Here is a 26,331-nt window from a genome sequence, read left to right on the forward strand (position 1 = left end):
TGGCCTGGCCCGCCGTGCAGTGCGGCGAACCGGACGAGACGCTGCCAGCCGATTTCGCCAGCGCAGTCGGCGTGCGGGAGCGTCAAAAAGGCGTGTGCTGACGACAGGCTGGCTGACGGGGGACGGGATCCCGGCCAGCCTGAAGATTACTTCAGGGTTTTGAGCAGCTTAACGGTGCTCTCAACGTCAATCTCATCTTCGGAAAAGATCAGGGTGGTGCCCTGGAAGGTGGTGACTGCCAGCTTCTTCAGGGAACGCATCTCACCTGCTTTAGCGTCAGATTTTGGCCGGATATTATTCAGCAGCAGCCCTACCGACAGCACCGCATTCTCTTTGTCGATGCCGGTATCCGCCGGGACCTCTTCGTTATAGACCAGCCAGGATTTAATCGAGGTGATCTTGAGACGTTCACCAGCGATATAGATATATTTGCTTTCCGGGGCCACTTTCACCGCATAGGCCGACAGGCCTTTATTGTTGGTGGTCGGCTCAAACGTTACCGCCGCGTCTTTCTTAATCAAATCAGGATTGGCGACCTTGATCACATGAAAATAGCGGTTGTCGCCGTTTTCATCTTTGATAAAGCCGAATCCTTTATCTTTAAACCAGGTTGTGATTGTTCCGTTCATCGCCATTTTATGCCTGCTTACTCTACTCAGTTTTTTACAGCGCGCAGTGTAAAGCACAAAGCCTGCGCAGACTATATCAGTCTGAATGATAATTTCTGGCGGCGCCAGTGGGCAGGCGGCAGAGAGAGGGGCGGCGGGAAAGCCGGCCGGGCGCCACGCACAAGGCGTGGCTGCCTGACACGAAAGGGGACGGCTGACGCAGGCCTCAGGCTGCCCGGATGCGTCAGGCTGCTATGGCGTTACTCATTGCCCCAGCGGTTCAGGAACTCAGCGATATCATCGATACGCTGCTCGTCGATGCCGGCTTCACGCGCCATTTCCTGCTGCGCCGCTTCGCTGATCTCTTCGTTGTTCATTAAACGGGTGATCAGCAGCTGAAAGTAATAAGCCAGCGGCGTGCGTTCTGCTTCGCTCACCGGCTTAGCGGACTCCGTCGCATATTCATCGGCAACATCATAGTATTTAAGAGAAATGTCATTATTCATAAGAAGGTCCGCAGCGTTGAAGTCAGGTTCAGGCCGCGCCAGCGTTTGTGGCCCGGCTTACCGGGGGATTATTCCGTGTTTGAGGCGGGGCTGTAAAGAGAAAGGCAAAGCGGCGGTTCAGCTGAGAAGCGGCAGGGGCATCAACACGGGCCAGATTACACGCAAAAAGCCGGACAGTCGGCTGCGCTTACAAAATGGCTGGCAGCCGGCGCTATCTTTAACCTTGCAGCCTCAGGGCAGCGCCTGGCTTCCGACAGGTCGTGCGGACCGCTGAGCCGCACGCCTGCTGCGCAATTACCAGCCTGCCTCAGGCGGTAAGAGTCTCAATCGGCTCGATAACGCATTCCGGATGCGCCTGCAGGCGTGCCAGTGCCTCGGCATAGGAGGGCATAGAGTCGGCCGCGCCTGCGCGCTCTACACAGAGTGAGGCAAAGGCCGCGGCAAAGCGCGCCGCCTGCGGCAGCGCGTCCCCGGAAGCGAGCCGGGCGGCGAGCGCGCCGTTAAAAGCATCACCTGCGCCTGTGGTGTCGCGCGGCTGCGCCGGAAAGAGCGGAATGCGCTGCTGCTCGTCAGGCGTGGAGAGCAGGGCGCCCGCAATGCCCAGCGTGATGATCACCTGACGCGCCCCTTTACGATGCAGCACCGCTGCCGCACGGCGGGCGCTGTCGAAATCGGTGACGGTCACGCCGCTGAGCTGGGTTGCTTCGGTGCTGTTGGGCGTCAGCAGATCGATCTTCGCCAGCAGCGCATCGCTGACCTTCTGCCAGGGGGCGGGATTAAGGATCACAAAGGTGCCGCTGGCACGGGCGTTGTCGATCATACGCTGGATGGCGCTGAGATTATTCTCCAGCTGCACCAGCAAAATGTCTGCGGCGGCGACCGTCGGCTGGCAGCGCGTCACCTCTGCGGCAGTCACGGTGGTATTGGCACCCGGATAGACCGAAATCATATTTTCCGCATCATCGCCTGCGACATAGATCAGCGCGTTGCCGGTGGGCTTCTCCTTGCAGGTAAACAGCGTAATAGCGTCAAAGCCGGTTTTCTCCAGATGACGCCGCGCAAAAAGGCCGAAGTCATCGTTACCCACTTTACCAATGTAGTGCACGCGCGCGCCCGCGCGCAGCGCCGCCGTAGCCTGATTCGCCCCTTTACCGCCTGCGCCCATCATGCTGTGGTGCGCCGTCAGCGACTCACCCGGCAGCGGAAAGCGACGCATCACGGCAACAACATCGAGGTTAAAAGAGCCGAAAACACACACTTTTCCTTTCATCCTGCGCTCCTGAACAGGCGTTCGGCGGCGAGACAGGCACCGCGACAGCCCGTGTGGTCGGTTGAGTGGCTGAAAATAATCTTCAGGTTTTCGCGTGTAACCGGTGGCCGCAGATGCTGCTGGATCTGGCTGCGCAGCAGGGCCAGCGGAAAATCTGCCATCGCCAGCACGCCGCCGCCGAGGATCAGGTATTCCGGGTCGAGTATATTCATCTCGGTGGCGATCAACTGCGCCAGTCGTCGCACAAACGCCTGAAGCTCCGGCTGCTCCCCGTGACGGGTGAACAGCGCGGCGATAGGCGTGTCGGCGGCGTTCAGAGCGGCCCAGCGACTCAGCCAGTGGCCCGAGGTCAGGGTTTCCGCACAGCCGCGATTGCCGCACGGGCAGGGGAGATCGTTTCCCGCGACCGGGATATGGCCCAGCTCGCCTGCGCCGCCATGCTCGCCGTGATAAAAGTGGCCATTCAGCCACAGGCTGTTACCCATTCCGGTGCCGGGGTAGAGGCCCACGGCGTTATCCGGCAACGTCTCCAGCTGCAGCAGGTCCCACAGCATCAGGTGGTTCACATCCTTGTCCATCGCCACCGGCACGCCGAGCTGCGCTGCCAGACGCGCCGCCACCGGCTGATGATCCAGCGCCTGAATAAAGGGCAGCGAGATCACCTGTTTCCTGTCCCGGCTGAGGATGCCGGGCAGACCCAGCATGATGCCGCTGACCGGCTGCTGCTCCAGCGTTTCATCAATCAGCTGTGCCAGCGCCTGCAGCGCGTCGGGCTGCTGCGCCCAGCTGGCGGTGGGCACCTTGCGAAAGCTGCTCCAGATGCCCCCCTCTTCCATCAGCTGCAGCCGGGTACCGGTGCCGCCGATATCGATACCGAGCCAGTGTGATTTCATGCGGACACCTGCGTCAGCCCCTGGGCCTCATCAATGCTGTCGCGCATCATCTCCCACGCGGTGGCTAAATCGTCATGAATATTGAACAGGCCAGAGGTGCCAACGATCAGCACTTCCGCACCCGCGCCGAGCAGCTGGTGATAGGTCCGGGTATTGCAGGAGCCATCGATCTCAATCAGATAGTGATAGCCGTGCTGCTCCTTCAGCGCTTTCAGCTCACGCACTTTTTCCACCATCTCCGGAATAAAGGGCTGGCCAGCATAGCCGGGGTCGACCGTCATCACGGTGATCTTATCCAGCAGATGGATATAGTGCTGGATGTAGGAAACCGGCGTCGCCGGATTCAGCACCACGCCCACTTTTTTACCGAAGCTGCGGATCAGGTTAATGACGCGAAACGCATCACGGTTAATGGTCTCCGCGTGCGGACAGATATAGTCCGCGCCCGCTCTGGCGACGGCCTCGATAAAATCGGTGGGCTCTTCCACCATCAGATGCACGTCGATCGCCACGCGGGTAAAGGGACGGATCTGCTCAATAAAGAAGGGAGAGAGCGTGATGTTCTTAACGTAGTGACCATCCATGATATCCACATGAAGAAAGTCAGCGCGCGAGTCGAGAACCTGCAGCTGGTGCTTGATCTCCATCAGGTTCATACACATCAGTGACGGGGAGATTTGAGTACGCATCATACTTCCTTCTTTTCAGTCAGAGGATTAAGCACCGCGGCCAGCCTGCTGAGCTTTACGGCACGGTGTTCGTTGAATCGGGTTTTGAATTGTTTGAAGGCGAGAACCACAATCAGCACCGCGCCCCACATCGCCAGGCTGACGTGCTGGCTGATGTTCATCAGATTGAAACCGGTGGAGAGCACCTGCAGCGCAATCAGCGCCAGCACCACGCCGGTTACACGACCGAAGCCTCCGTTGGGATCGGTGCCGCCGAGAATAATGGCCAGCACGGTCAGCAGCAGATAGGCGTCGCCGTAGCCCATACGGGCGGAGTTGAAGCGCGCCATCATGATCAGCCCGGCCAGCACGCAGAGCAGGCTGGAGATCACATAGACCAGCATCACCATGCGATGGGTATTGATCCCGCTGAACCAGGTGGCGTTGATGTTGCTGCCGCCCATGTAGATGCATTTACCGGCGCGGGTTTTACCGAGGAACAGCGCCAGCAGCGCCGCGGCAACCAGGAACACCCAGAGCGGCAGCGGCATGCCCAGCAGCGTGTCGGCACCCAGCGCCTGCACCACCGGCGGCATGCCGCTGACGGCCGCGCCGTGGGTCAGCCAGATCCCGATGCCGTTCAGCGTCATCATCGTCGCCAGCGTCACCAGAATCGGGTGTGCACCGATCCGCGTCACCATCAGCCCGGTCACCACGCCAATAGCAGCCGCGATCAGCATGGCGCCCAGGATAGCGATAAACAGCCACAGCAGTTGCAGCGCCATGCCGGCATCGGCGGGCAGGGCGCTCATCAGCGTCCAGGCGATAAACAGCGCCGTGAGGTTAGCGGTCGCGATAATCGCAAGGTTCAGGCCGCCGCTGAGGATGGCGATAAACATCGCCAGCGTCAGTAAACCGAGTTCCGGCAGCTGAAACGCCATACTCATAAAGGTGGAGTCAGTCAGGAAGCGCCCTGGCAGCATCACCGTGAAGGTAGCCAGCGCCAGCGCGATCAACAGCATCAGGCCGATGTTAGTCCCGTCGGGTCGCAGTGCAGTCAGTGATTTCATCATCAGTGCCCTCGGTCACACGAAACTGACGTCAGTTTCTTTGCGTTTTTTGTAATGGGTCACGGCGATCGCAATCATGATGACGCCGCCTACCACGATGTTCATGAAGTAGTTCGAGACACCGACCAGGTTGAGGCCGTTCTTCAGGATGGCGATCAGGAAGACCCCCATCAGCGTGCCACTCACCGTGCCTTTGCCGCCCATCAGGCTGGCACCGCCCAGCACCGTGGCGGCCAGCACGTCCAGTTCGCCGCCAACCAGCGCGTTGGGCACCACCTCGCCCATGCGATAGACCTGCACCAGCCCGCCAATCGCCGCCATCGCGCCCAGCCAGCCGTAGGCAAACACGTGAATCAGGCCGACGCGGATACCGATACGGCGGGCCGACTCTGCATCACCTCCGACGGCGTAGAGCTGGCGTCCGAGGTTGGTTTTGTTCAGCAGCAGCGCGGTGACAGCGGCGATCAGCAGCATGGTGACCAGCGGCAGTCCGATCTGGAAACTGTCACCGTGCCAGCTGAACGGCAGCACGTTGCGCAGCGTGATCCACCACTCCGGCAGCGAGTAGAGGCTGCGGCCGCCAGTGACCCACATCAGCAGCCCGAACAGCAGCGACTGCATACTGATGGTGATGATGATCGAGACCACCCGCAGCGTAGTGATCAGCAGCGCATTGATGACCCCGAACAGCGTGCCGCACATCACGGCCAGCAGAATGCTGAGCAGCGCGTTGTCGAACTGGAACTGTACAAACAGCGACGCCAGCAGGTACTGCACCACCGAAGCCACGGCCGCAAACGAGATATCAATTCCGCCGGTGACCAGCACCACAAACAGGCCCAGCGCGAAGATGCCGGTGACGGCGTAGCTCTCCGCCAGATCCAGCAGATTCTGCATGGTGAGAAACTGATCGCTGGCGACCGAGAAAAACAGAATGAACGCCAGCAGCACCCAGGCGAGCCAGCCCTGACTGGAGTGCGGGCGGAAACGGGAAAAGTCAGGCATTGATCACCTCCGCCAGCTGCTGCTGTTCGACGCTATCGGGTTGGTATTCGGCATGGATCGTGCCATCGCGGAAGTGCAGGATCCGGTCGCAGTTGTACCAGACCTCCGGCACTTCATCGGAGATCAGGATGATCGACAGCCCCTCTTTCGCCAGCTCGTGGATCAGCTGATAGATGCTGGCCTTGGCACCCACGTCGACGCCGACGGTGGGGGAGTCCAGGATCAGAATGCGCGGCTGGGTCAGCACCCATTTCGCCAGCACAATTTTCTGCTGGTTGCCGCCGGAGAGGGTGGAGATAGCCAGATTGGGATCGGCGACGCGCACGCCAAGCTGCTGGATCCACTGCAGGATCAGCTTATTTTTGCGGTACTCATCGATCAGGTGAAAGCGGTTCTGTAGCTTGTCGAGGATCGGCAATACCATGTTGTCCGCCACCGACTGCTGCTGCACCAGGCCCAGCGTCAGCCGATCTTCGGAGACGTAGCCAATGCCCGCTTTGATCGCATCCTCATGGCCGCGAAAGCGCACCGGCTTGCTGTCGAGCCAGATCTTACCGCTGTCGGGACGGGTCATGCCGAACAGCGACAGCGCCAGCTCCGTGCGGCCGGAACCGAGCAGGCCGCACAGCCCGAGCACTTCGCCTTCATAGAGTTTGAAACTGACGTCGTGATACTGCCCGGCGCGGGTTAACGACTCGATCTCCAGAATGGCGCGATCGCCGTTGCGCGTTGGGGCTTTGAGCTGGTAGTCGAGTTTCAGGCCGGTCATCAGCTCCGTCAGATGGTGCGGCGTCATCTCCCGCGCAGGCCAGCAGCCCATCTTGCGTCCGTCGCGGATCACGGTGACCCGGTCGGAGATCTCCAGCACCTCATCCAGCCGATGGCTGACAAATACCACGCAGATGTTTTTGTCCTTCAGGTAGCGCACGGTACGCAGCAGCTGATTGACCTCGGTGCGGGTCAGCGAGGCGGTCGGCTCATCCATGATCACCAGCCGCGCATCGGCGACCAGCGCACGGCAGATCGCCACCTGCTGACGCTGCGCGATAGAGAGCGCCGCGACCTTCTCATCCAGATCGAGGTCGAACTTCAGCTCGGTAATGATATTGCGTGCGCTCTCCCGCAGGCGGGCGCGGTGGTGCCAGCGCAGCAGGCCGTTGAGGTTGTGCTCAAAAGCGATATTCTCTGCCACGCTGAGGTTGGGGAACAGCGACAGATCCTGATAAATCACCTGGATACCGAAGTCGCGTGCCTGCCGGGTGGTGAGGCGCGGCAGCGTCGGGCCGTCGCCCAGGGTGATGCGGCTGCCGCTGTCCGGGGCGTGCACCCCGGAGATAACTTTGATCAGAGTGCTCTTGCCACAGCCGTTGGTCCCAGCGAGACAGTGCACTTCGCCTGCCAGCAGCGTCAGGGAGATATCGCTCAGCGCGCGGTTACCACCAAATGTTTTCGACAGATTCTCGAGCGCAATCAGTGTCTGTGGAATGACCTCTTGCATATCAGAGCCCCATTTTGACCAGTTTTGGCAGGTTGGCTTTATCCAGACTTTCGGTGCTGTTGCCCAGGATGGTGTGGGTGGCTTCGTCCACTTTGACTTTGCCCAGCCCCTCAATCGTCATGCCGTCGGTGATTGGCTCTTTCTTCTGCATCATGTCGGCGATGCGGACAAAGACTTCGCCGGCGGTCTGCGGATTCCAGATGTAGCCGCCTTTAATGGCGTTACGCTGTACCAGCGAGGCGCCCTGGCCCGGACTGAAGGAGCCAATGACGCAGACCTGGTCGATTTTTTTACGGTTCATGACTGCACGTCCGGCGCCGATAGGGCCTTGTGAGCCAAACGCCAGGATCCCTTTCAGATCCGGGTATTTGGACATCAGCTCATTGGTGGTACGGATGGAGTCATCCAGCGATTCGCCGACGCCAAATTTGTCGGTGACCAGCTGCATTTTGGGATAATGTTCTTTCTGATAAGTAAGCGCGGCGTCGGTCCACTGCTGATGCAGCGGCACCGTCAGGCTGCCAACGTACATGGCATATTTGCCTTCATCGTGCATGCAGCTCGCCAGGGCTTTCATGTGATTGATGCCGTGCGTGGTCGCATCGACCAGCTCGAAGTCCCAGTTAGCGCCCTGCTGGCCGGGTGACTCATGCGTAATCACTTCAATACCGGCGTCACGCGCCCGTTTCAGCACCGGCTCCAGCACTTTCGGGTCGTTGGGCACCACGCCGATGATATCGACCTTCTGCGCAATCAGATCTTCAATGGCGCGCACCTGAAGCGCCGGGTCAGCAGCGGTTGGCCCCACCATCCACGCATCGATACCGCGTTTGGCGGCTTCGCTTTTAATGCCCGCTTCCATGGCATTAAACCAGGGAATACCGCCTATTTTGACCACAATACCCATACGTAATTTATCAGCGGCCTGCGCACCGGTGGCGGCAAACAGGGCAAGCAGAGAGCAGGCGATAAGATGTTTTTTCATACAGACTCCTGGTTAATTTTTAATTAGCTGCATGGATTGATAACGCTGAGCACAGACAATGACATTGACACCATTCCATGCCAGTTCCTGCTCAAGCTCTTTATCTTTTAATTGGTCGGTAATAAGAAAATCGACATCACGGTAATGACAGATGCGGGCAAAAGAGGGCCGCAGAAATTTACTGCCATCCATTAACAGATGTTTTCTTTCTGCGGCCAGCAGCATTTGTTGTTTCAGGTGCGCATTATTCTCATTGCCTTCGCGTAAATAGCCGTCGTTACCCAGACTGCTACAGGAAAAAAAGATTTTATTAATCTGAAATTCGCGCAGCGGCTGCTCGGCCACCACGCCGTGAAAATCTTCATCGCGATCGGAATATTCCCCACCCAAGCAGATGGTGCGGATACTGCCGCGTGCTGCCAGCGTCTGTACGATGCGCAGTGAATTGGTTAATACCGTTAACTCAATGTCCGGCAGCTGTCGCGCCAGATACCAGCAGGTGGTGCTGCTGTCCAGCAGGATACAGTCGCCGGGGCTGATAAAGTCGAGCGCACGCTTGGCGATGACCATTTTTTCATCCGCGTGCTCATTAATTCGCTGCCGGAATGATAATTCGTTCTCTTTAGCGATCCTGTTATTTCCCGCCGCGCCGGTGCTCTGTTTTTTTATCAAAACCGCACCGCCGTGGCTGCGCTGTAATAAACCGCGCTTTTCCAGCTGGCTTAAATCCCGGCGAATGGTTTCCTGTGAAACCTGACACAGCGTGACCAGTTCTGAGACAATTACCCGGCCATTTATATTAATCTCATTAATAATTCTTTGCTGTCTTTCAATCGGCAACATACATTTCCTCCGATGGAGATAAATTACTGGAAGCGAACACGGGAAAATGTGGACTGGGCAGGAGTCCACGCGGGCAAATAATGACACCCCTTATTAAGTGATGACGCCGAAATAAATCATGCAAAGCCATGCAATTAATTGCATGTAATAGTGATTTTACTCACATATTTCCGCCCTGCGGGCCGGAGAAAAGAGAATACCGGACAGACAGATTACACCGCTATTGTCGTAACGGCATGACTGTTTATGACCGTTTGTGTGGGTTTGACCGTTTCATTTCGGGCTATCACGTTTTCAGGCAGCAGACGACGCCATCGGAAAACCGGGCAGGAAGAATCGCGCACCGCCCAAATGTAAATCGAATTGATAATAGTTATCGTTTCTTTTATTGTTTGGGCTTCTTCAGGGAAACGTAAAGGAATCGGAAGAAGATGACGACATATCAGAAAACAGGCAAAACGTTTCGTGGCAGGCAACTGGCTGCCGGCTTAGCCGGAATTACGCTGGGCCTGCTCAGCCTCACGGCGCAGGCGGTTACCGTGACAGACGTGGCGGGGCGCACCGTTACGGTGCCGGATAATATTCAGCGCGTGGTGCTCGGCGAAGGGCGGCTCTTCTTCGCGCTTTCGCTGCTGGAAGGGCAGAAACCTTTTGACCGTATCGTTGGCTGGCAGGGCGATTTCCGCAAGCTGGACCCGCAGACCTACGCCACGTATCGGGCGAAATTTCCACAGATCGATAACATCCCGCTGATTGGCACCACCAGCGCCGACACGATCAGCCCGGAAAATGTGCTGAAGCTGAATCCGCAGCTGGCGATTTTTGGATTATCCGGTCATGGGCCGGGCCGCGAAAGCGAGCTGGTAAAGCAGCTGCAGAAAGCGGGTGTGCCGGTGGTGTTTGTCGATTTCCGCACCTCGCCGCTCAAAAACACGCTGCCGAGCATGGCGCTGCTGGGCAAAGTACTTAATCGCGAAAAGCAGGCGCAGGAGTATATCCGCTTCTATCAGGAGAACATCAGACGCGTCACCGAGGTTACACAGACGATCCCGCAACAGGAAAAACCTACCGTCTTTATCGAGCTGCGCGCCTCCATGGCGGACGAGTGCTGCCGCTCGGCCGGAAAGGGCAACATGGGGGATTTTATCGATCTGGCAGGCGGAGTGAATATCGCCAGGCCACTGCTGCCTGGCCCGCTTGGTCAGGTGAATCTGGAGAAGGTTATCGCTGCACAGCCGGATGTCTATCTGGTCAGCGGCGGAGCCCGACCGGCGAAAGCGGGCGATCCGCAACCCACCGGTTTAGTGCTGGGTGCGCAGACCACGCCAGCGCAGGCGAGCGCCAGCCTGACGCCACTGCTGGCGCGTAAAGGCATCAGCACGCTGAAAGCGGTTAAGGCGGGCCGCAGTTTCGGCATCTGGCATAACTACTACAACTCCCCCTATAACGTGCTGGCCGTTCAGCTGTTCGCCAAAGCGTTTTATCCACAGAAGTTTGCCGATCTCGATCCGCAGCAGACACAAAAACAACTTTATAAACAGTTCCTCGCCGTCGAACCGACCGGCACTTACTGGACAGAGTAAAAGGACACTGCCCCGGTCCGCCGGGGATTTTTACCTCATGGAGACAAAAAGCGTGAAGATTTCTATGACACCGGCAGTGAAAGCCGGGGTGCTCGCACAACTGATTGCCGCCGCGATGCCGGTGATGGCGGAAGAGGCCCGAGAAGCGAACGACAGTGAAGATCAGATGGTGGTGACGGCCTCCGCGATCGAACAGAACCTGAAGGATGCGCCCGCCAGTATCAGCGTCATTACCCGCGACGATCTGCACAAGAAGCCGGTACAAAACCTGAAAGAGGTGCTGAAGGATGTGCCTGGCGTGCAGCTCACAAATGAAGGTGACAACCGTCAGGGCGTCAGCCTCCGCGGACTGGGCAGCAGCTATACGCTGATCCTGGTCGACGGCAAACGCGTCAACTCCCGTAACGCCGTCTTCCGCCACAACGACTTTGACCTGAGCTGGATCCCCGCCGAAGCGATTGAACGCATCGAAGTGGTGCGCGGGCCGATGTCCTCCTTATATGGCTCCGATGCGCTGGGCGGTGTCGTCAATATCATCACCCGTAAAGTGGGCACCCAATGGCACGGCACGCTAAGCGCCGACACCACCGTTCAGGAGCACCGCGATCGTGGCGACAGCGGCAACGGAAGCTTCTTTACCAGCGGACCACTGGTGGAGGATCTACTGGGCGTGAAAGTGTTTGGCGCCCTGGGTAAACGCAACAAAGATCAGGCCCGTTCCGCCAGTGGCGGCAACGGCACGGAACAGCCGCGTATCGAAGGTTATACCTCACGCAACGGCAACGTCGAATTCTCACTGACGCCGGATAAGGATCAGGCGATCACCTTCGGCTACGGAAGAGATCGTCAGGATCGGGACTCCGACTCGCTGGATAAAAACCGTCTCGAACGTGAAAACTACTCGCTCGGCCATACTGGCCACTGGGGCGGGGCGAATACCGAACTGCGTTTCTACGGTGAGAACATCAAAAATAAAAATGCGGAAACCATCACCTCCAAAAACAACTCACTCGACGGCAAAGTGGTTATCCCGCTGGGTGAATATACCCAGTTCCTGACGTTCGGCGGTGAATACCGTAACGATAAACTGGAAGATGCCGTGAACATGAAAAACGGCGGCAGCAGCCAGGCGAACCAGTATGCGCTGTTCCTGGAAGATGAGTGGCATATTCTGGAAAATCTGGCGCTGACCGGCGGCGTGCGCATGGATGACCACGAAAACTATGGCGTCAACTGGAGCCCGCGTGCGTATCTGGTCTATGACGCGACGGACAGCATCACGATGAAAGGGGGCTGGGCATCTGCCTTTAAAGCGCCGTCGCTGCTTCAGCTTAGCCCGGACTGGCAGAGCGCCTCCTGTCGCGGCAGCTGTAATGTTGTCGGCAGTAAAGATCTGAAAGCAGAAACCAGCGAAAGTCTGGAGTTTGGCCTCTATTATACCGGTCAGAAAGGGCCGTTTGAGGGCGTTACCGCCAGCGCGACGGTGTTCCAGAATGACATCGATGACATGATCACGGTTATCCGCACCGCCAACCGCGGTCTGGCACCGACCTATCAGAACTTTGCCGGCTTTGACGCCAGCGGCAATCCGATCTTCCGTTATTACAACGTAAACAAAGCGCGCATCCGCGGGCTGGAAACGGAACTCGGCCTGCCGTTCAGCGACACGCTGAACCTGAAACTGAATTACACCTATAACGATGCGCGCGACCTGAGTAATGGCGGCAACAAACCGCTGTCCGAACTGCCGTTCCACACCAGCAACGCCACGCTCGACTGGACACCGCTGGTGGACTGGAGTTTCTATCTTTCCGCGAACTACAAAGGTAAAAGCCGCACCGTCACCAACGGCAACGCTACGCCAGGCGGCTACACGATCTGGAATGCGGGCGGGTCATATCAGGTGAGTAAAGCGGTGAAGATCCGGGCCGGGGTGCTGAACCTGACCGATAAAGATCTTAACCGCGACGACTACAGCTACAACGAAGATGGCCGGCGATATTTCGCAGCGGTGGATTACAGCTTCTAGCGTTAAGTGCTCAGCCGGGACGTCGGGTCCCGGCTGGCGCCATCCTGTTTACGTTGCCCATGCCATTCAGGCCAGACTTACCGGCGCAGGCCACCTCTTAATGCGGCTGATGCTATCCGCTTCACCGGACCATTGCTGGCATCCTTATCAGCCCGTGACCCCCCTGCCTGGGCTGACGAGTGTTATCTGAGTTTCCCTGTCAGGCCAGATCGCGCCTGCTATGAGGATGGTATTCAGGTTTCTGCTGCGCACGCATAAACCGTGCCCGCCACGGCTTAAGAACCCATAACGCCAGTCCGGCAGTGATAAAGTCGAAAGTGATCGCGCAGCCAAAGACCAGATGCCAGTTATGGGTGTGCTGATACATCAGCGCCGCCAGCGGGCCGCCGAAGATCGAGCCGATACCCTGAGAGATATAGAGCCAGCCATAGTTGGCTGAGGCATTTTCGCTGCCGAAGGTGTCGGTAAGTGTGGAGGGGAAAAGCGAGAAGATTTCACCCCAGCCGAAGAAGACGACGCCTGAAAGCAGGACGAACAGCAAGGGATCTTCGCGGCATGCCAGCCACAGCGTCATCGCCACACCTTCCAGCGCGAAGGCAATAAACATGGTGTTTTCGCGGCCATAGCGGTCGGAGATAAAACCAAACAGCGGGCGCGTTAAGCCGTTGGTGAAACGATCGATGGTCAGCGCCAGGGGCAGCGCGGCCATACCGAAAACGACCGCCTTGCTGATGCCAAAGTCTTCGGCAAAAATTGCCATCTGTGACGTCACCATCAGTCCCGAGGTCGACATCATCGTCATCATCATGAACATCAGCCAGAACAGCGGCTGGCGCAGCATTTCCCCGGATTTAAACTGGCGCTGGCCGGCTACGGGTGCGGATTTTCTGCTGACCGGTGTCATCATGCTGGTTTCGGGCAGCCTTAAGTTCTGACTGGCGAGAAGGCCAACGGCAGCGAAGATCAGGCCAAAGACCGTCATGGTCTGTTCGAGGCCGTAGCTGTTAAGCGAGATGGAGATGGGGAAGGTGGTAAAAATCGCGCCCATGCCGTAGCCCGCAGCCACGGTTCCGGCGGCAAAACCGCGCTGCTGTGGAAACCACTTCATCACCAGGCCGACCACGCCAATATAAACGATCCCCGTACCCAGCCCGCCAAGGCAGCCATAGACCAGATAGAGTGAAGCAAGGCTGTCGACCCGGGCGGCGATCACCCAGCTGAAGCCAGCCATCAGCGTACCGATAGAGATCAGCAGTCGCGGGCCAAAACGCTCGACCAGCCGACCCTGAAAGGGTGAGAAAAAGGTCTGCAGAATAATCAGCAGCGAGAAAGTGACCTGCAGTTCCGCCAGCCCTACGCCAAGTTTGGCTATCATCGGTTTGGTCAGCAGCGTCCAGACATACTGCGGGCTGGAAATCGCCGCCATGCAAAGTAAGCCAAGCAGAAGCTGTACCCATTTACTGTGTTTCGCTATTACCACCGGTTCGCTAATTGAGGTCATTGCACTTTCTCCCAGAATTACGCTCTGTTATGCAGCCAGATTCAGCCTGCTCTGTTTGGAATTCGCTGATGTCGTCCACATCCAGACGGTGAAGGGCTGATGCCAGATGTTTGAGATTGCCAGCTTTGCTGAGCTACGTAATGGAAAAGGTTTGCAGGAAGTGTGCCAATATAAAAATTATTTATTATCAATGGGTAAGTGCTTGGGTGAAGTGATAAGTGTGATGCAGTGCAAAATATGAGTGCGTTGAGTTGGTGCGGGGAAGGGGAAGCGGGTCAGGAAATGCGTTAGCAGTGATGTGGTTCATCTTCTCAGCTCACTCAGGGCGCCTGAACGTGTGGTGCGCTGTGCCTTGTGAACGTAGCGGATGAAATTATCTATCGTCATAAACAGCTTTGTGGGGGGGTATAACCTCTGCGATTTATCAGGCTGATAGAAATATCTGTGTGATTGTCAGGTATTACTTTGGCATCCGGTAAAAAAGTATTCGTTTCAGAATTAGAAACAGGTCACGACGACATCCCAGCTTCAGGCTATAGCCACAGCGGGCGTACGTATCTGAACGTTAATGATTTCCGTTTTATCGAAGGAGCATGAAGTATGCGTTTTATTGTATACATGATAATCCGTTAAAAACGTTGATGATGCCATGATTGAATGCCATTTTTTCGGGACATAAAAATTTGAATTTTCTCTTCATGATTAACTGGAGTGCGGGTTTATTTTTTTTTCGGATTGAGGATTATTGTCTTAACTGTTCAGATTTCTGATTATCTTTTTATCTTTCCCGCTTTCTTTTAAGGAATGCATTTGGCAAGGAAGGAACAGATTAAGCGCATACATAAAAATTTATTGGTTATATAAGAAATTCAGCTTCAATTTTTCCTGACGGGAAGCATTCATAGTCCTGCGACAGCTTGTGCCGCAGACGAACAATTTCTCATAAAAAAATCTTCATTCCCTGCGACACGAAATGTCACAGCACAGTATGAAAATAGCGTTTTCATCAGGAGGAAATATGAACATTGAGATGTCTGCTGAAGCGATTGACGTGGCTGAGATGAATTATCAGGATACCAAAATGCAACAATGGATTTTGCGGATACTTTTTCGCCTGGGCGCACACAAACAGTTTATTACTCAGCATGGGTTCAGCAGCCAGCCGCTGGCTGATTATTTTCACCTTACCCAAGAGCACTCTTATAACGTCAGTCAGCAGGATCACCATTTATTGCTGAGCAAATTGCGCAAATATTATCAGGACGCTGAACAGCAAAATTCTCTGGCCCATACTTCTGTTTTTCACTCGGCAGTAAACAGGTTTGCCACGCGTATTCGCCTCAATCTTGCGGAAAAATCTATCCTGGAATTCACATTACAATTACATCAGGAAAGACTGCTCAATGATGTCACAGAATGGCTTGGGCCGCTCACTTCAGTCAGGGTCTACCCTGTGCTGGCAGCAATACTGGATATGCCTGAAATCGATATACGCGAGGCACTTGGCCCTGCGAGTACCCTGACGAAAACGGGTCTTATCAGCCTTGAAATGAATGGCGCGCAATTGCTCCGTAATAAGCTTGAGCCATTTTCACCCACTCTGGCAGAACGCCTTCACGCGGGTGAGACGAGTCCAGCGCGGCTATTGCAGGGCATGATCAACAGCTGCACACCCGCCCACCTGACGTCAGACAACTATGCCCATATCCCGGCAGTCAATATTTTGCGTCAGTGGTTGCACCACGCGCTTAGCACCGCTCGGGTAGGGGTAAATATCCTGATTCATGGTCAACCGGGCAGCGGTAAAAGCCAGCTTTGTCGCCTGATGGCGAAGGAATTACAAGCTTCTCTCTATGAAGTCAGCAGTGAAAATGAAACCCTGCGTCCGATGAGCGGCAGCCGTCGCCTGCGTGCCTGGCGTGCAGCGCAGCGTCTGTTTGTTGATGAGAAAGCCCTCATTTTGCTTGATGAGGCAGAGGATGTGTTTATCGAGAGTCCTGGACTCTATAACAGCAGCCCACTTCCATTAGCGAAAGCCTGGATAAATCGCCTGCTGGAAGAGAATGCCGTCCCCACTTTATGGGTAATGAATGATATCCGTTCTCTGGAGCCGGCTCTGGTGCGCCGCTTTGATATGGTGATTGAGCTCAATGCGCCGCCACGTGCGCAGCGGGCAGAGATTATACAGCAAGCCTGCGGCACGATGCTGGCCCCTGAGACCCTCTCTCAGTTAGCTGAAGCGCCTTATCTTGCACCGGCGGTTGTTAGCCGGGCGGCAGGCGTGCTGGCAGGCATTGGCGAAAAAATACCCAAAGAAAGTCGCCCTCTGACTTTAATGTATTTAATCAATAACACCCTAAAGGCACAGGGGCATCTGCCGATAAAACATCATGTTGCAGCCCAGACATCGTTGCTCTATGACACTTCATTTATTAATAGTGATGTTCCTGCTGGCGAGATTGGAAAAGCCCTGATGCCTGGCCAGCCAGCGCGTTTTTGCCTTTATGGCCCGCCGGGCACAGGCAAAACGGCATGGGCATACTGGCTGGCGCAGCGGCTGAATATGGCCGTTGTTGAACGTAAAGCCTCACAACTTTTTGGCCGGTACACAGGCGAAAGTGAACAAAACATCGCGGCGCTATTTGAACAGGCACACCGTGACAATGCGTTACTGCTGATTGATGAGATTGACAGCTTTCTCAGCACACGCGACCAGTATCAGCACCATTGGCATGTGAGCTGTACCAACGAGATGCTTAGCCAGATGGCACAGTTCAACGGTGTGTTGATCGCTACCACTAACAGATTTGATGTGCTGGATGCCGCTGCGCTGCGTCGTTTCGATCTTAAGATGCGCTTCAGTTATTTGTGTGATGACCAGGCCGTTGCATTGCTGGCCCTTTACTGCCGTGAGCTACAGCTTAATGAACCGCGATCCAGTGATATCAGGGAAATATCAAAACTGGACTATCTGACGCCTGGTGATTTTTCGCTAGTCGCTCGTCAACATCAATTCAGGCCAGTGAGTTCAGCAGAAGCCTTTGTTGCCGTACTGAAAAATGAGTGCTGGATGAAAAAAGGCAATAAACCAGCGATTAGCTTTTTGCAGTAATAAATTTTACAGGGATCAAAATGGCTAAACGACCCGAGACCATTGAAACTACCGTGCTGGCTCTTGAGCTGCTGCGTCGTATTCCACGTGGCAGAAAAATTACGGCGAGAGAGCTGCACGAGCAATTGTTGCATGCGGGAATCGCGCGCGATTTGCGGACTATTCAGCGTAATCTGGAAATGCTTTGCGACCATTTTGATATTGAATGCGACAACCGTAGCCGTCCTTATGGCTATCGCTGGCTGGAGAATGCCAATGGTGTTTCGCTACCGATGCTTACGCCGCAAGAATCGCTGCTATTGGCGATGGCAGAAGCACATCTGAAGCCTATTTTGCCAAGCCGATTAATCAAGTCCATGACCGGGTTGTTCACTCAGGCGCAACGTAATTTGCACGACAACGGCCCAGGCCGACTTGAAGCCGAATGGCCGGATAAAGTGCGTATTGTGGCAACCAGCCAACCGTTACTGCCGCCACCGATTGCTGATGGCGTGTTTGAAGCCGTCAGTGAAGCATTATATCTCAATCGCTTATTGCGCATTACGTACCGCAACGCGAGCGGAAAAGAGAGTGAAAACACAGTGATGCCATTGGGCCTGGCGCAGCAGGGCCCGCGTCTCTATCTGGTCTGTCGTTTCGAAGGCTACAGCAACGAGCGCAGTCTGGCGCTTAATCGCATTCTTTCCACCAGTGTCAGCACCTTTACTTTCGAGCGTCCAGCCGAATTCAATCTGAAAAAATATGATGACGATGGCCGCTTTGGATTTGGCGAAGGCCATCAGATATTTCTTACGTTTGAAATTGACCGTACCGCTGGGTTCCACTTGATTGAATCACCGCTTTCACTGGATCAGACACATCGGGAAATAGGCAATGATCGCCTGGAGTTCTCCGCTACGGTGGTAGACAGCGCCATGCTGAAGTGGTTTTTAGCTGCCTTTGGGGAAGCTGTCAGTAACGTTCAACGGCAGCCGGTTGTGGAAGCGTAAATCGGAACTGAAATATAAAGGCAATCCAATAGCTCTGCACGGGAATAATTATGGAATCAAACGAGAATTTCACGTTATCGCCTTCTGACAGTAATCAGCAACAACGCGACAAGGTCCAAATCGAGAGCGATCGTAATCGTACAGTCATCGCTGTAGCTGAGGGTGAAATCGTTGAGCGTTTTGGCAGTGCAAGCGCCGAATATATTAAAAGCTATCGTGGCGTTGATAACGAAACCGGGCAACGGTTTGCTAAAGGGCTGGCGGATATCGCGAAACATAAAGTGAATCCGGATTATGCAACCCAGAATATCAAGCAGCAGGCGGGTTATTCTGCGGAAATTGCAACCACCGGTCGTGATAATGCAGAAGCGATTATTAATGGCGATACTGTACGAACGATTCGTAGCGACGATTTAAAAGAATATGGTCGTAACCATAACGTTGTCGATCGCGTGAAAATTCAGGACGGCGTGATCGTTGAAGGTTCGCAAAGCCAGATGAAATTTGTTGGCGATCGCGACCAGCTATTGAAAAATATCGCCAAAGATGATGGCAAATTCTCCCGCTACCGGGGCGTTAAGCTGGAGTTGCCGTCGGAACAGTATGAAGGCGCGGCGGAACACTGTCGTCAACAAGCGGCAGACCTGCGCCAAAAAGCGATCGAGGCTGAGGCTGCCGGGAAACAGAATGTTGCAGATAAACTTCGCCGCGATGCAGAGAACTACGATCAGCTGGCGGGCAATGTTTGCGATAGTGGTTTAACGACCAGACAAGCCATTTTTTACCGGGAGCATCCCGGGATCGCAACTGCAATCGATATTGCACGCACCAGCCACCGTGCGGGTATCGAAGGAGCAAAAACAGGAGCGGCTGTTGGCAGCGCGATTTCACTGGTCGTCAATATTTTTAACATAGCGCAACAGAAGAAAACCCTGGGTGAAGCTGCTGAAGATATCGTTGTTAATACCGCTAAAGCAGCAGCGGTGGGTTATGGCACAGCCTTTGCGGGTTCAGCAATCAAGGCAGGCTTACAACAGTCTGAAAAGCAGGCACTTCGATCCATAGCCGGAACGTCAGCCCCCGCGCTGGTCGTCAATATCTGCCTGTCACTGGGCGTTTCTATCAAGCGTTACGTCAATAATGAAATTGATGAAGCCCAATTGCTGCATGAGATTGGTGAAAAAGGCGCCGGAATGCTTTCCAGTGGAATGATGGCGGCACTTGGACAAGTAGCTATTCCCATTCCGGTAGTGGGGGCGGCAATAGGCGGCATGATTGGTTACACACTTTCATCCATTTTTTATCAAAGCGCGCTTGAAGCCGCGCGTGGAGCGGCGCTCTCGCGTGCTCGCCTGGCACAAATTCGTGCTGTAGAAACTGAAGCCCGTGCTTGTATCGCACAACAGCAGGCGTTGCTTGATGAATTTATAGCCCGGGAAATTCCACAGCTTCATAAAGATACACAGCGTCTGTTTAAGGCCATTTCTGGGGAAGCCGGGAATATTGATGGCCTGGCGTTTGCAGTTAATGATTTTGCCACTCTGCTCGGCTTTCAGCTTCAGTTCCAGACTATGTCTGAGTTCGAAGATTTCATGGACTCAGATAAACCTTTAATGTTGTAAAAGGGAACAGGATCACCATGCTAATTAAAATGTTGCCTGCTGATAAGAAGACGCTGCTCGTTGAGCTTGCCAGACTTCTTGCATTGTCCGACAACCCATTGCTCTGGGATGGAAAAACGAAAGATGAATTGAGGTCAGACTCTGACCTGAATAATCTGACGATTCAGAAGGATGCTCTGGAAACTGAATTACTGGAAGAGATAGAACAGCACGCGTCAGGCTTTCCTACTGCGGCTGTTTTTGGTGGGTTATTCAGCATTTCTGCCGAAAAAAAACTCATTGAAAAACTGAAAACTTATCCAATTTCCATCATTGATGCGCCAGAAACGCGTATTCAGGCTGCAACCTCAGTATTGAAAAATTTGCTTGAGCATCAAACGATGGAGAATATCACGACGCCAAAAGTCATTATTTTCCAACTTTTTTTGGTCGCGCTACGGGATGGACATATTTCCAGCATTGAATGGATGTTGCTGAAAGAAATACAGTTTGCATTCAAAGTTACGGACTTTATTTTTAAAGACCTGCTGGAACATGCTGAGTCGTTAAACAATGAAATGAGTAAATTACTCGCTTTAATACTTGAATAAAGGAGTTATGACATGCCTATTCCAATTATTATCGGTGCGGTAGCCGCTGCCGCAGGGATTTACGGTATTGCTAAAGGGGCTGGTGGTGCAAAAGACCACAGCAATGCAAAAAACATTAATGAAAATGCACAGAGCATGGTTGATAACGCAGGCGCTCAAATTGAGTCAAGCCGCGAAGCCACCAATAAAGTCATCGAAGACTACGGTCAGCGCAAGCTTCGTGCATTCAACGGCGTGATCAATGATTTTATCGTTAACTTTGGTCGCCTTAAAAACGTCGAACTGGCTGACAGCGTTGAGCTGGAAAAACTCAACGCAGGTGATTTTACCAGCTCAACCCTGTCGGGCCTGAAGCAGGATTATCAGATGCTGAAAGATGCCGGTCTGGGTATTGGGGCGGGAATGGGAAGTGGTGCAGCACTGGCATTTGGTGCCTATAACGGCACGATGCTGCTGGCAACAGCAAGTACAGGAACGGCGATCTCCTCTCTGTCTGGCGTGGCAGCAACCAATGCCACGCTGGCATGGCTTGGCGGCGGGTCACTGGCAACAGGTGGTTTTGGCATGGCGGGTGGAATGATGGTATTAGGCGGGATTGTTGCTGGCCCGGCTCTGGCTATTTTCGGTCATATTCTGGGCAATAAGGGTGAAGAAGCATTAAACAACGCACGCAGTAACCTGGAACAGGCAAAAACGATCCGCGACCAGAGCGCATTAATGGTGGATAAACTCCAGGCTATCGAAAAGGTCACGACGCTGGCAAACAATGCTTTCTCCATGACGAGTGGTCGCCTTCGCGGTAGCGTTCACGATATGAAGAATGCCCTGGAAAGCTACGGTGAAAACTTCCATGACTTCCCGCAGGAGAGCAAAGAAGCCGTGTTTATGTCAGTCAAGTATGCGCAATTATTGAAAGCGATGATTGATACGCCGCTCCTGGATCAGGAGGGGAATCTGGTGCTTTCCACTGAACGACGGATTATTGATATTGCAGCCGTTGCCGAAGGCAAAAAAGACAAGCTGGATGATATTGCCGCGTAAGGTGAAACCAGGCTCGCGTCTGTTCGCGAGCCTGATAATGAGTAATGAAAATGTCCTGCTACAGTAACCTTTCACCCTTTCCATGCGTTCAGTGTGGACTTTGTTGCCAGCGTGTCAGTCTGGCAGAGGAGACGCGTTCTCTGGATCGTGGTGACGGCACATGCCTGCATTATGACGCAGCCAGTAAAGGTTGCCGCATATACAATGATCGTCCGGATATTTGTCGGGTCGACCTGCAATTTGAACGCCATTACTCACAGCACTATACCTGGGAAGGTTTTGTTGAGCTTAACCTGGCAGTGTGTCACCAGCTTATCGCAGAAGAAGAGTGTAGATAACAGCCTGATATCAATTATTGCTGATGTCAGTCATGTCTTCATAAGCCACATGAGGACGCCCTTATGAAGAAGCGTTTTTCCGGCGAATAGCTCATCAGTCTTCTCCGCGAGGCCGAAGCCAGGATTTCTGCGCGTGAATGCTGCCCAGAGCACGCTAGTTCAGAGGGTGCCTGCTTGTAGGTTATAGCGCAGGGCAGTGCGTATTTTTCTGCATCAGAATAATGAAGCGAATTGTAACGCTGAAATTTTGAACGGTTAAGGGGGTCTGAGAGAGTGGCTTTCATTAAGCAGAACAGCGGATTCAGGTTGAATAATATCCGCTATGAGCGGAAATTTTTTTGCCGCCTGACTTACGTGAGGCAGCTGGCGAAACCGCTATTCACTCTCCTGAATGACTTTACGGATGGCATCAGCATAGATTTTTTTTGTACCGTCTACGAAGTGCTTTCCGACTCTCTGAGCTGCGCCAGAATATTTTCTTTATTCACAGGCTTTCCTGAGGAAAGCACACGCGAAACGGCCAGCCCTATGGCCTTATGGATATCATCAATGTCTTCTGAATGACTGAATTTTGTCGCCATCACAAGGTTCCTTTTGAATTAATTCGTATGACGCTAACCCGGCGTTTCGGCGTGAACGCTAAAGCATTGGGGTGTATGCCTGATGTGGATCTTACAGAAAGCTAAGAAATCATCTGCTATCTATTCTCCGGCACAGACTAATACTACAGGCCAGCTATTCAATGCCTTACTTTTCTCTTTTATCAGAGCAAATGCAATACAGCCAACGCTTTTTAGGCATCATCCGAGTATTTAGTAAGGGGGTTCCCTTAATCTGTAGGTAAACGGTTTCAGGAGCGCCTCTGGCCTTAATTGGCTCCTGGGGGGCAGGCAAACTCCGGGCTTTACTCTTTTCTACCGGAATCTCACCAGGAGCTGTAAAAACATCTTTATTAAGTGAATGCCAGATCCCCAGCGTAACTCTGTGTAACGCTGCCCTGTTTCTAAGTAAACCAGCAGCCACGATTGAGAAAATGCCGTCTGACGCCACCTGCTGCTGCTCTGTGAGCTGTTAAGCCTGTGTCTGTGGAGCAATGCCATTAGCAAGTAAGGAGAGGTAGTCAACGCGGAGACGGCCTGCCATCTGCTAACGACAGGGCAGGGAATGCACCCGGACTCATCATCTTACGCTGCTTTGATACTGGTAATGGCAAAGCTTTTTGCCAGCAATCTTTATGGCTCTTAAAGCCCGATGCCAACATGCAACGTTGAATCTTTATCAGCGGCTTTTGAACGAAGCACTTCCGTGTTGATGAGAGGGCGCGTAGTACCTGCCATACAGGGCTTTCCTGAGAAAATTGATATACGTTTTTAGGATACATCTTGGCGCATACCAACTCATGTACCAATTATCTCTGGATTCAGGCGGATCGCCTCGGAAGGTCACAGACACAAAAAAGCCCGCAGGGCTTGCACCGTGCGGGCTTTCAGGACTTCGTTGAAGGTTCTGGTGACCATCAACCAGGAATTTTGGGCTGGCGGAATCTGAATAATTTTCTTAAGTCATGAAATTAAGTTTTTTTCGTTAATTCAACTTTGTTCCGTGTACCTAAAGGTGTACCAATTAATGGATCTCATACCCCGGAACGGCGTTGCTAGGATAACCAACGGCCAACCTAAAATTCAAATAAAAATAATTCTAGGGAAAAGGATTCACACAGTTCACTTTTTAATTTTAGTCTATAAAAAATTATATATTTAGGTAGTGATGGGTTTGAGGCGGGATGTACACTAGTATGCACTTAGAGTTATCACTTAATATGCGTCCATATAGACCGACCTGAACTGACTTAATGTTGGATCATGTAGCCCAGTGATGAATGCTTGAAACTGGCCGGTCTTGGTTAGTCTTGTTTGGCTTTTATGGTTAGTTCTGCGCTTGAGCCACATGGAATTAGCAAAGGAGTATTGAAAAATTAACCAATTTCAATACTCCTTTAAATGTTAGTCGTCATTGTGACTTCATTATCAATTTTAAAATTTTTTTATATTTTAGTGCGTTCCTTACTTGGGATTCTAATATGTTTCGGGTCAAGATAATCAAGAAGATCAATCAATGCATGCTGCAATTCCTGTAATCGCTTGCGATAAAATTGAATGTCTATAGTCATTTTAATGACTTCTTTTTTTATTTCATTGAATAGAAGCTCGTTACTGAATGCATCTTTTTTTATGAATTCACCATACCCAATGCAATTATATCCGCGCTCCATTTTAATTAACATTTGTTCACCTATAGCTCGTTGTTCTCCTGCAAAAAACATAAAATTACTCCCGTACTTATCGGTCTGCATTAATGAGTATATATCACTCTGCAATTTTGACAGGTTACTGGTCTTTAAATCATTTTCAAGATTAAGGAACTGAACGTCACTGCGAGCTGCTTCAGTCCATGCAAAAAATTGTGCTAAAAGAAAAATAGTATTATGTATGACATAATCTTTATTTCTATCAGTGCCATTATGGTAGTATGTTTCAATAAATCTAAGTTCTAAGATATTATAAATTCTGCTTTGCAGATCGGCCGCGGAACGAATTAATGGTTCAAGGTAATATTGGTGCTTCCTATTTTTTTCTATTGCATTGTTTATTCTATTGACTCTGCTCTGATAGTACGTAGTAATTCCAACGGAAATGGCAACGGAAACTATTGCGAAAACGCCACTGATGATGCTAGATATTAATGTTACATTCATTTTAAACTCTTCCTTAGCTTCTTGTTTATAGTGAAATGGCTCTATTTTCTTTGAATTTATAGTCAGCGGGTAATTATTAAAGCTAAATTCATTTGGAATGGGTGTTAAGCATATTGATGCTTCGATAATATTTTCATTTATGATTTTTATCAAGCCAGTATTTTGTTACTTGTCCATAATCGTTGTCAACACAGAATTATGCTTACACAATTTACTCATTGTGATTGCCAGGCTATTAAATGTTCCAATATGTACGATTTCCTTCTTGAAATAAAAACCGGCCTTAGCCGGTTAGTATATGGTACTCACTTGCTACAAGCGGGCAGCCAGTCGGCCTCGCTGTCTTCATGTAGCGTGAGGTTGGTCTGGATGCCGTTATTAGTCCTGCGCTTAAGAAGGGTGCGCTCATACTCTTTAAGCGTCTGCGGCACCGCTTGGCCGAATGCGGTCAGGCTCAGCGGATGCTGATGGCCGCGTGACTCCATGAATGACAGATACGCATGATAGAGATAACGTTTCGGGTTCATCGGGCGGATATTGGCGTTACCGATAAACAGCCCGTTCGGCGTGCTCAGCGGCATTAGATAGCCACAGAAATCAACCAGCGGATCAGCCTGGCGCTTTATCTCCAGCGCTTCGCCGGATGACTGCTGCGCCTGCAACAGCTCGCGCACTTCATCTGGTGATGAGAAGCGCTGCATCAGATGACGAACAATCACGGCCAGCTCGGCGCTGATTTTATCCAGCAACTGCGTGTCACGCTCTTTTACCGGTATCACTTCGGGGAACGTCAGGATAACCCGGCGACGTGACACGCCGCCGCTTCGGTCGCTGAAGCGCATCGGGTTGTTGTTCACCGCCAGAATGACCGCCGGTATATGAGTTGAATAGGCGTCGCGATATTTTGGATCGATAGCTACCGCGTCGCCGCCGGTTATCGCCTTGATGCCTGCGCCGTCGCCGCTCCATTTCTCCTGGTCAGGAAGGATAATAAGTGAGAAGCCCACCACGCTGGCGCGCTCGCGCGAGGATTCCAGCGTGTCGATGGTGGCGGACGTGGTGTTGTCTTTTCCGGCCAGCAGAGTGGCTATCGAAGCCATGACGCTTTTACCGCTGCCGCCGGGGCCGGTGACTTCGAGAAACATCTGCCAGTCATAGCGATTTGCCAGCACCATAAATAACGCCGCGAGGATGCGCTCCTGCTTGTCGTGATTATGTCCGGCTGCCCGCGTTAACCAGCGCCAGAAAGCCGGGGCGTGGTCTGCGAGGTTCTCACCTAGTCGCGGGGCGGTGTAGTCCACGCTGTTGACGGTGCGCAGCCAGTGCTCGCGGCGGTGCGGGCTGAACGTGCCGGTAGCGGTATCAAACACGAGGTTATAAAAGCCAATCTGAGGAACGCCAGCCCTGACAATCAATTCGCTCTCA

Annotated in this window: 21 protein-coding genes and 2 pseudogenes; 8 read left to right on the top strand and 15 right to left on the bottom strand. The window is 53.1% G+C overall.

Translation table 11 applies throughout. From position 1 onward, the window contains the following. Positions 1–146: 146 nt before the first annotated feature. From RT657_RS14840 to RT657_RS14885, 10 genes are all read right to left on the bottom strand, one after another. On the bottom strand, positions 147–635 hold the full coding sequence (locus RT657_RS14840) for a cold shock domain-containing protein (protein WP_313655378.1): 489 nt from the start codon (positions 633–635) through the stop codon (positions 147–149). 233 nt (positions 636–868) lie between these two features. After that, on the bottom strand, positions 869–1,114 hold the full coding sequence (locus RT657_RS14845) for a YmjA family protein (RefSeq protein WP_313655380.1): 246 nt from the start codon (positions 1,112–1,114) through the stop codon (positions 869–871). 307 nt (positions 1,115–1,421) lie between these two features. Further along, a complete protein-coding gene (locus tag RT657_RS14850) occupies positions 1,422–2,384 on the bottom strand; it encodes a ribokinase (RefSeq protein WP_313655381.1) in 963 nt (320 codons plus the stop codon). Further along, positions 2,381–3,277: an allose kinase gene (gene alsK / locus RT657_RS14855; protein WP_313655382.1), complete on the bottom strand. Its 897-nt coding sequence runs from the start codon at positions 3,275–3,277 to the stop codon at positions 2,381–2,383. The genes RT657_RS14850 and alsK overlap by 4 nt, the downstream gene beginning before the upstream one ends. After that, positions 3,274–3,966 carry a D-allulose 6-phosphate 3-epimerase gene (gene alsE, locus RT657_RS14860; RefSeq protein WP_313655536.1) on the bottom strand — a complete coding sequence of 231 codons (693 nt, stop codon included), beginning with the start codon at positions 3,964–3,966 and terminating at the stop codon, positions 3,274–3,276. The genes alsK and alsE overlap by 4 nt, the downstream gene beginning before the upstream one ends. After that, positions 3,966–5,015 (bottom strand): ABC transporter permease, encoded by a 1,050-nt coding sequence (locus RT657_RS14865; RefSeq protein ID WP_313655383.1) that lies wholly within the window; start codon positions 5,013–5,015, stop codon positions 3,966–3,968. The genes alsE and RT657_RS14865 overlap by 1 nt, the downstream gene beginning before the upstream one ends. A gap of 15 nt (positions 5,016–5,030) precedes the next feature. Next, positions 5,031–6,020 carry an ABC transporter permease gene (locus tag RT657_RS14870; protein ID WP_313655385.1) on the bottom strand — a complete coding sequence of 330 codons (990 nt, stop codon included), beginning with the start codon at positions 6,018–6,020 and terminating at the stop codon, positions 5,031–5,033. Next, positions 6,013–7,518, bottom strand: coding sequence for a sugar ABC transporter ATP-binding protein (locus tag RT657_RS14875; protein WP_313655386.1), 1,506 nt, complete (start codon positions 7,516–7,518; stop codon positions 6,013–6,015). The genes RT657_RS14870 and RT657_RS14875 overlap by 8 nt, the downstream gene beginning before the upstream one ends. Position 7,519: 1 nt before the next feature. Then, positions 7,520–8,503, bottom strand: a complete 984-nt coding sequence (locus RT657_RS14880) for a substrate-binding domain-containing protein (protein ID WP_313655387.1) — start codon at positions 8,501–8,503, stop codon at positions 7,520–7,522. Between the two features lie 12 nt (positions 8,504–8,515). After that, positions 8,516–9,346: a DeoR/GlpR family DNA-binding transcription regulator gene (locus RT657_RS14885; protein WP_313655537.1), complete on the bottom strand. Its 831-nt coding sequence runs from the start codon at positions 9,344–9,346 to the stop codon at positions 8,516–8,518. A 431-nt stretch (positions 9,347–9,777) separates the two neighbouring features. On the opposite strand from RT657_RS14885, the gene RT657_RS14890 reads away from it, so the two are divergent. Next, positions 9,778–10,929 (top strand): ABC transporter substrate-binding protein, encoded by a 1,152-nt coding sequence (locus tag RT657_RS14890; protein ID WP_313655388.1) that lies wholly within the window; start codon positions 9,778–9,780, stop codon positions 10,927–10,929. A 64-nt stretch (positions 10,930–10,993) separates the two neighbouring features. Further along, positions 10,994–12,958 (top strand): catecholate siderophore receptor CirA, encoded by a 1,965-nt coding sequence (cirA, locus tag RT657_RS14895; RefSeq protein WP_409521009.1) that lies wholly within the window; start codon positions 10,994–10,996, stop codon positions 12,956–12,958. A 199-nt stretch (positions 12,959–13,157) separates the two neighbouring features. Here the strand turns inward: cirA and oxlT are convergent, their stop codons facing one another. Next, positions 13,158–14,459 carry an oxalate/formate MFS antiporter gene (oxlT, locus tag RT657_RS14900; RefSeq protein ID WP_313655392.1) on the bottom strand — a complete coding sequence of 434 codons (1,302 nt, stop codon included), beginning with the start codon at positions 14,457–14,459 and terminating at the stop codon, positions 13,158–13,160. A 1,018-nt stretch (positions 14,460–15,477) separates the two neighbouring features. Between oxlT and RT657_RS14905 the strand changes: the two genes are divergently transcribed. The 6 genes from RT657_RS14905 to RT657_RS14930 are packed head-to-tail and all read left to right on the top strand — an operon-like array spanning position 15,478 to position 22,151. Further along, a complete protein-coding gene (locus RT657_RS14905) occupies positions 15,478–17,571 on the top strand; it encodes an ATP-binding protein (RefSeq protein ID WP_313655393.1) in 2,094 nt (697 codons plus the stop codon). Between the two features lie 20 nt (positions 17,572–17,591). Further along, positions 17,592–18,560, top strand: a complete 969-nt coding sequence (locus RT657_RS14910) for a WYL domain-containing protein (protein WP_313655394.1) — start codon at positions 17,592–17,594, stop codon at positions 18,558–18,560. Positions 18,561–18,610: 50 nt separating this feature from the next. Continuing rightward, the gene (locus RT657_RS14915) at positions 18,611–20,182 is read left to right on the top strand and encodes a hypothetical protein (RefSeq protein ID WP_313655395.1); all 1,572 of its coding nucleotides are present in this window, start codon (positions 18,611–18,613) and stop codon (positions 20,180–20,182) included. A gap of 17 nt (positions 20,183–20,199) precedes the next feature. Next, positions 20,200–20,772, top strand: coding sequence for a hypothetical protein (locus RT657_RS14920; protein WP_313655396.1), 573 nt, complete (start codon positions 20,200–20,202; stop codon positions 20,770–20,772). 12 nt (positions 20,773–20,784) lie between these two features. Continuing rightward, positions 20,785–21,813, top strand: a complete 1,029-nt coding sequence (locus RT657_RS14925; RefSeq protein ID WP_313655397.1) for a hypothetical protein — start codon at positions 20,785–20,787, stop codon at positions 21,811–21,813. Between the two features lie 50 nt (positions 21,814–21,863). Next, positions 21,864–22,151, top strand: a complete 288-nt coding sequence (locus tag RT657_RS14930; protein WP_313655398.1) for a YkgJ family cysteine cluster protein — start codon at positions 21,864–21,866, stop codon at positions 22,149–22,151. 434 nt (positions 22,152–22,585) lie between these two features. Here the strand turns inward: RT657_RS14930 and RT657_RS14935 are convergent, their stop codons facing one another. The 4 genes and pseudogenes from RT657_RS14935 to RT657_RS14950 all read right to left on the bottom strand — a co-directional run. Continuing rightward, positions 22,586–22,732, bottom strand: a complete 147-nt coding sequence (locus RT657_RS14935) for a hypothetical protein (RefSeq protein WP_313655399.1) — start codon at positions 22,730–22,732, stop codon at positions 22,586–22,588. Positions 22,733–22,994: 262 nt separating this feature from the next. Further along, a pseudogene (locus RT657_RS14940) lies at positions 22,995–23,488 on the bottom strand (integrase); the annotation flags it as partial. A gap of 707 nt (positions 23,489–24,195) precedes the next feature. Further along, positions 24,196–25,059 carry a lysogenic protein gene (locus RT657_RS14945; RefSeq protein ID WP_313655400.1) on the bottom strand — a complete coding sequence of 288 codons (864 nt, stop codon included), beginning with the start codon at positions 25,057–25,059 and terminating at the stop codon, positions 24,196–24,198. A 152-nt stretch (positions 25,060–25,211) separates the two neighbouring features. Next, a pseudogene (locus RT657_RS14950) lies at positions 25,212–26,294 on the bottom strand (primase-like DNA-binding domain-containing protein); the annotation flags it as partial. Between the last annotated feature and the right edge of the window lie 37 nt (positions 26,295–26,331).

The organism is Pantoea sp. (assembly GCF_032114055.1).
GTDB lineage: Bacteria > Pseudomonadota > Gammaproteobacteria > Enterobacterales > Enterobacteriaceae > Pantoea.